This is a genomic window from Mesorhizobium sp. WSM4989 (genome assembly GCF_029625795.1).
Classification (GTDB): domain Bacteria; phylum Pseudomonadota; class Alphaproteobacteria; order Rhizobiales; family Rhizobiaceae; genus Mesorhizobium.
On record NZ_JARTVN010000076.1, the window covers coordinates 1 to 233 of the forward strand.

The 233-nt window shown below is 64.4% G+C and carries 1 protein-coding gene; it reads right to left on the bottom strand.

From position 1 onward, the window contains the following. On the bottom strand, positions 1-233 hold a 233-nt coding region (locus P9217_RS30375; RefSeq protein WP_278088349.1), incomplete at both ends, for an alpha/beta fold hydrolase.

Here is a 233-nt window from a genome sequence, read left to right on the forward strand (position 1 = left end):
GCGTATAGATGCCACGCACGACCAGCTCGCTGACGCGCTCGGGATGCGTCTCCGCATAGGCGAGCGCCAGCGTCGAGCCCCAGGAACCGCCGAAGACAAGCCATTTGTCGAAACCCGCCATCTCGCGCAGACGCTCGATGTCGGCGACGAGGTGCCAGGTGGTGTTCGCTTCGAGCGAGGCGTTCGGCGTGGATTTCCCACAGCCGCGCTGATCGAACAGGATGACGTCGTAG